This window comes from Faecalimonas umbilicata (genome assembly GCF_004346095.1).
Classification (GTDB): Bacteria; Bacillota; Clostridia; order Lachnospirales; family Lachnospiraceae; genus Faecalimonas; species Faecalimonas umbilicata.
Window position 1 is genome coordinate 1 of sequence record NZ_SLZV01000050.1, and the last position, 6,163, is coordinate 6,163.

At 42.4% G+C, this 6,163-nt stretch carries 8 protein-coding genes and 1 tRNA gene; 5 read left to right on the forward strand and 4 right to left on the reverse strand.

Annotated elements, in window-relative coordinates; all coding sequences use genetic code 11:
* Positions 1 to 167 precede the first annotated feature (167 nt).
* The 5 genes from EDD74_RS14795 (at position 168) to EDD74_RS14815 (ending at position 3,723) form a co-directional block, all read left to right on the forward strand.
* A complete protein-coding gene (locus EDD74_RS14795; RefSeq protein ID WP_116441837.1) occupies positions 168 to 824 on the forward strand; it encodes a flavin reductase in 657 nt (218 codons plus the stop codon).
* A gap of 39 nt (positions 825 to 863) precedes the next feature.
* Positions 864 to 1,766, forward strand: a complete 903-nt coding sequence (locus EDD74_RS14800) for a deoxyribonuclease IV (protein WP_116441836.1) — start codon at positions 864 to 866, stop codon at positions 1,764 to 1,766.
* An 86-nt stretch (positions 1,767 to 1,852) separates the two neighbouring features.
* Entirely contained in the window at positions 1,853 to 2,221 is a 369-nt protein-coding gene (locus tag EDD74_RS14805) for a GntR family transcriptional regulator (protein WP_016439251.1), read from the forward strand.
* Positions 2,222 to 2,920, forward strand: a complete 699-nt coding sequence (locus EDD74_RS14810) for an ABC transporter ATP-binding protein (RefSeq protein WP_016439252.1) — start codon at positions 2,222 to 2,224, stop codon at positions 2,918 to 2,920.
* Positions 2,914 to 3,723, forward strand: a complete 810-nt coding sequence (locus EDD74_RS14815) for a hypothetical protein (RefSeq protein WP_016439253.1) — start codon at positions 2,914 to 2,916, stop codon at positions 3,721 to 3,723. Before EDD74_RS14810 ends, EDD74_RS14815 begins: the two co-directional genes overlap by 7 nt.
* A 112-nt stretch (positions 3,724 to 3,835) precedes the next feature.
* Here the strand turns inward: EDD74_RS14815 and EDD74_RS14820 are convergent, their stop codons facing one another.
* From EDD74_RS14820 to EDD74_RS14835, 4 genes are all read right to left on the reverse strand, one after another.
* Positions 3,836 to 4,570, reverse strand: coding sequence for a hypothetical protein (locus EDD74_RS14820; RefSeq protein ID WP_116441835.1), 735 nt, complete (start codon positions 4,568 to 4,570; stop codon positions 3,836 to 3,838).
* Between the two features lie 20 nt (positions 4,571 to 4,590).
* A tRNA-Arg gene (locus tag EDD74_RS14825) sits at positions 4,591 to 4,662 on the reverse strand.
* Positions 4,663 to 4,730: 68 nt separating this feature from the next.
* Positions 4,731 to 5,621, reverse strand: coding sequence for a DUF5688 family protein (locus tag EDD74_RS14830; protein ID WP_009262773.1), 891 nt, complete (start codon positions 5,619 to 5,621; stop codon positions 4,731 to 4,733).
* Between the two features lie 215 nt (positions 5,622 to 5,836).
* A complete protein-coding gene (locus EDD74_RS14835) occupies positions 5,837 to 5,947 on the reverse strand; it encodes a DUF3789 domain-containing protein (protein ID WP_009262774.1) in 111 nt (36 codons plus the stop codon).
* Positions 5,948 to 6,163: the final 216 nt, after the last annotated feature.

Consider the following 6,163-nt stretch of genomic DNA (forward strand, 5'->3'; position numbering starts at 1 on the left):
TTTTCTCATAGCGATCATCCTTTCTTTGATAACACTATTTTACCATACATCATCTCAAAAATATATAGCAGAAATTTAATTTATTCTATACTAGTTGTAACTGGCATTCATTTGTGATATAATTTCAGTAACAATTACTATTATCAAAGATAAAGGAGGATTTTTTTATGAACACAAATGTTTTTCGCAATTTGTCTTACGGAGTCTACGTCGTTACTACCCTGGATGGAAGCCGTCCAACCGGATGTGTCGCCAACAGTGTTATGCAGATCACATCCTCTCCGGCTACCATCGCAGTAAGTATGAATCATGATAATTATACAAACGACTGTATGAAACGTGCCGGTGTTTTTGCTGTTTCTATCTTATCCGAAAAGTCTGATCCCTCACTGATTGGTCAGTTTGGCTTTCAGTCAGGTCGCGACACAGATAAGTTTGCCGGAGTTTCTTATGAGGAGCAGGAACATTTGCCTGTACTCACTGACTGCTGCGGATATATCGTCTGTAAGATCATTGATCAGATGGAGACAAACACACACACCGTCTTCCTTGGGGAAGTGATCGATGGCGATAGCAAAGGGACAGATCCTGCTATGACTTATGCTTACTACCACAAAGTCATCAAAGGAAAGAGTCCTAAAAATGCTCCGACCTATCTTTCGGAAGAGGAAACTGAAAAAACAGAAACTCTGGCAAAAAAGGAAACATGGGTATGTTCGGTATGTGGATATGTCTATGACGGAGAAACTCCTTTTGAGGAACTTCCAGACTCCTTTACCTGCCCACTTTGCAAAATGCCAAAAGAAAAATTCATCAAAAAATAGTCCCCCCTGCGGGGGACTTTACAGAAATGAGGTCTATCTATGAAATTAGGTTCACATGTTGGAATGAGCGGCAAGGAAATGCTGCTTGGCTCCGCAAAAGAAGCGGTTTCCTACGGTGCAGATACATTTATGTTCTATACCGGGGCACCCCAGAATACAAGAAGAAAGTCTATCAGCGAATTAAATATTGATGCCGCATGGGACTATCTGTCCCAACATCAGATTGAAGAAATCATCGTCCACGCTCCCTACATCATCAATCTCGGAAACTCTGTAAAACCTGAGACTTTCGAGCTTGCAGTACAATTTCTTCAGCTCGAGATTGAACGGACTGCCGCCTGCAAAAGTCAAACATTGATTCTGCATCCAGGCGCCCATGTCGGAGCAGGAACCGAAGCTGGAATTGCACAGATTATCAAAGGACTCAACGAGGTACTCACAGCTGATACCCCTTGTAACATTGCACTGGAGACCATGGCGGGAAAGGGATCTGAGATCGGACGCAGCTTCGAAGAACTCGCACAGATCTATGACGGTGTCATTCACAGCGACAAACTGCGCGTCTGCTTCGACACCTGTCACACAAGCGACAGCGGTTACGATATCATCCATGACTTTGACGGTGTCATCGAAAAGTTTGACCGTCTGATCGGAAAGGATCAGATTGCAGTCTTCCATGTCAACGACAGTAAGAATCCTTCTGGAGCCGCCAAAGACCGGCACGCCAATATCGGATTTGGAGAAATTGGATTTGATGCACTCTCCTATATCGTACATCACCCGGATTTTACAGATGTCCCGAAAATCCTTGAGACCCCTTATATTCCTTCTCCGACAAAAGAGAAGAAATCCTACGCACCATATAAATACGAGATGGAGATGCTTCGCCGCCAGACCTTTTATCCAGACCTTGCAGACCAGATTATCTCTACAAATGAATAATCCTTTTCTCCATTCTCTTGACTTTTCTTCCATTTCTCTTTAAAATAATTGTATTATATCAATAATACAAACGAGGTGATAAAATTATGTCATGGACACTGGACAATGACCGCCCAATTTACCTTCAGCTCATGGAGCGTATTCAAAGGGATATTATCGCGGGAGTCTATCAGCCTGGAGATAAATTGCCCTCTGTCCGGGATCTTGCACTGGAAGCTGCTGTCAACCCGAACACAATGCAGAAAGCATTGTCAGAGCTCGAACGCAGCGGTCTTGTGTACTCACAGCGGACAAGCGGGAGATTTATCACAGAAGATACAGAGATGTTGACACAAATGAAAAAGGAACTTGCAACAGAACATATTCAAGAATTTTTTCAGAAGATGGAGCAGCTCGGCTTTTCACGTGCAGAGCTGCTTACTTTAGTAACAAAAGCAGCAGAGGGGGAGAACTAGATGGATCCAATATTACAATGTCAGTCTTTAACAAAAGAATACAATCATTTTCCTGCACTTTCTGATTTTTCACTTACACTGGAGCGCGGACAGATTGTAGGGCTTCTCGGTCCAAGTGGAAGTGGAAAATCTACACTGATCAAACTGATCAACGGACTTCTCACTCCTACTTCCGGAAAAGTCCTGATCGATGGAATGGCGCCTTGCACACGGACAAAGGAGATTGTTTCTTATCTCCCTGAGCGCACCTATCTGAATGACTGGATGAAAGTGCGTGAAATCATCGCTTATTTTGATGATTTCTATGCGAACTTTGTCAAAGAACGTGCACTGGAAATGTTGGAGCGCCTCGGGATCAGTCCGGACGCCAGACTCCGCACATTGTCAAAGGGTTCCCGGGAAAAAGTACAGCTCATCCTTGTCATGAGCCGGGATGCCGATCTCTATATTTTGGATGAGCCGATCGGCGGTGTCGATCCTGCTGCCCGACAGTATATTCTGAGTACCATTCTCTCTAATTACAACGAAAATGCGACGATTCTGCTCTCTACGCACTTGATCGCAGAGATTGAGAATATACTCGATCGCGTTCTCTTTCTTCAGAATGGGCAACTGATTTTAAACCATTCGGTAGATGAGATTCGCTTTCAGCAGAAGAAATCCATCGATACATTATTCCGGGAGGTGTTCCAATGTTAAGTCGATTAATGAAATATGAAATGCGCTCGCAGTCACGACTGTTGCTTCCACTTCATGCTCTGCTTCTGCTTGCAAGTATTCTCGGACGCTTTTTTATTACAGGAAAAGTTTACGAACGGGTTCCAACTGTTGTCTTTATCATATTAATCACGCTCTACTTGTTTTCGCTTGTGGGTATCAGTACCGGTACACAACTGTTTATCTCTGTCCGGTTCTATCAGAGTTTGTTTAGTGATGAAGGATACCTGGCTTTTACCTTGCCGGTGACGCCCGGACAGCATCTGCTTGCCCGTACACTGGTTGGCGGTCTTTGGGCGCTGATCGATACTGTCATTATCTTTGCTTCTTTTATCATTCTTGTCATGGTTCCAGAAGTTTCCGCCCACTGGCCGGAACTATCTGAAGCTCTGACAAAAGAACTGGGAATGGACTCCAACGCCTTTTTTATCCTGATGTTCTTATTAAACTGCATCTCTGCATTCACAGGGATTATTTTAATCTACTTCTGCATTGCAGTCGGACAGCTTTTCTCCAAACATCGGATTTTAATGGCACTGCTGACTTATTTAGGTCTTACCGCCCTTGTTTCAGTGATTGTTTTACTGACAAGTGTTCTCTCAGGGACACTTCCAAATACTATCGGGTTCGGTTCGGAGACAACCCGATTCTTCACGGAATCTTATTCTCAGACAGAATATTTTCTTTCTATTACGAAGAACTCTCTCATACTCGCCATTGTGCAGGCAGTGATTGCCTATGTGATCACGCACTATATTTTGTCGAAGAAGATCAATTTAAATTAGATTTTGAAAAAATTTTTGAGCAGCAAAAAGATGCCCATCGGTACAAATTGAGTGGTTACCTCAGTTCGTTTCCCTGCGGGCATCTTTTTCTATACCTATTTCTGTGTTCTCTCTACTCATCACTGCCTTGCTGCCATGCCAAAGCGCTCTGCAATGCTTCTTTGTCTCTGCTCGCATATGCATACTGATTTTCCACCTGACAGAGAAGTTCTCTGACTGCTCTTTCTTTGGCTAGTGCTCTAATTTCCTGCTCAACTTCCGGCTCATAAGGTTTGTCCACAAGATGAAAAGTTCCATCTTTCTCTTCTCTGACATACATCGTCTCAAGCCCAGGCAAAAGTAGGTCTGCACCGCGAAGTTTCATATGATAGCTGACAAAGGCAACATAGGCATGTGGCTCTTTCGCCTTCTTTGTGTAAATATCAATTCCCTGATACCATTCAGCCAGATTCTGTCCGTTCTTTATCTTTTCGAAAGATTCTTCACTAAATGACTCATATAGTTTGCAAATTCCATCCAAATCTCCTGAAGATAGTTTTGTAAAATAATCCACGACAAGGTAATTCAATGGCTGATATTTATTTTTTTCTAATGGATTGTTCTCTAATAGATAATGCTCAGATGTCTGAACTGACTTTGATTTCTCTGATGTGATCTTCTGTGATTTTTCATTGGTAAAAAGAATACTGGCGATAATCAGGATAAAACTCATGCGAAACAGCACTTGTGCTCTTTGACACCTCACACTTCGATGCTTCTTCTGATTTCTTCTCTTTCTACACATTGCTTTTAAGTAACGCCTGATATACCTCCTGAAAGAATTCGCCGTCCGCTTCGACCGCTTCATAATTACCTCCTATTGGTATACACACCTAGGCGGATTCGAACCGCCGCACCCGCCTCCGGAGGGCGGTGCTCTATCCCCTGAGCTATAGGTGTATATGGCGCATTTACTTCGTAAACCGCTTTCTTATAATAACATACTTTTTTTCAAAAGTAAAGCCCAACTATAAAAACAATCGATTTTCCTTTCGACTGAAATAATATACTCTGTCTGAAAGCACTTCCTCCTCTTCCACCTGCGTTTCATTGATCTCTCTGACCATTTCTTCCAGGTCCTGCTTCACCGGACTTTTGCTCTCCGGGACAACGATCACCTCATGGATGCTGCTCGGAAGAATATAATAATTCTCTCCCAGCTTCTGCCCCACCTTCTCAAGGATCCCCTCATAGAGCATACTTGCTGCTCCAAAACTTCTCAGCTTGTTGGAAAGTACATATAGACTTTCTTCTTCCTCTTCTCCCTCATCCACTGCATATGGGCAGATTTCCCGAAGCAGCTTCCGCATCGGGCAAAACTGGTACGGAAGCAGAATCGGCGTATTTTTTTTCGCCTCATCGAAAAGTTGTGCTTCTGTCAGTCCCCATATTTCCAAATGTTCCTTCCTGACAAGAACTGTCGCCGTTCCATATGGACTGACTTCCAAAAGGACAAACACTACTATTGCCAGATCCATCCACGGAACATAAGGGATGTCATTCAGTAGCTTTTCATTTTTTCCCCGATGAATCAATTTGCATGCAAATTTCCCCTTCAGCTCTTCATAATTCTGCAAAAGACTCTCCTCGCATGGATGACTGCACTTAACTTCCTCATAAAGTTGAAGAATCTTCTCCACAATTTTCTCAATCGGCTTCCCTTCCTGAAACTGCTGAAAATATTCTTCTAAATAAATGGTAGGCGAAATATGGATTCCTTTCTCTGACACAGTAATCCCTTTTCGTTCTTTTCCATTATTCTTAACTGCTGTGTGGATATAGACGGTAATCGTCTCATTTCCCTTGATTTTTTCTTTTACTCGTCTTTCTACTTCTTCAATAAATTGTTGATAATTCATACTCTTTCCTTTCTTTTATAATCAGAAAGTCCATGAAATAACATCCTGTCGGATATTGGTACGACCCGTACCTGCGAAAATTGATTTGATTGAAATGAATTTGAAATGATGTAAACACATTATACCTTTCGATTCCCTCTGATGCAAGCTATTTTTTCTTACATTTTTGTTACTAATTTCTACATTTTTTCTAAAAAATGTTCTTCCCCCTCTTCTTACTTTTCTTTGTCTTCTCTCACTTCTCCCTCTTTGCCTCCTTGAATCAGACACATCACCAATACTCCGATCGTACTTCCGGCCCACATCCCACATAAAAAATTTAACATACTGATTACCCCCCCCCACTTTTTCGCTTGCTACTCTGTTCTATCTGTCAGTATGCCCGCATTTCTCTTCCTTATACATTTCAGTTCTGTTTTCAACACTTCTCTTTATGTACATTTTACGAAATCGAGTAGGAGGCTAATCATTAATTGATTAGCCGACCTCTCACACCACCTAGCATACCGTTCAGTACTAGGCGGTTCCTTAGTTTTCACAAA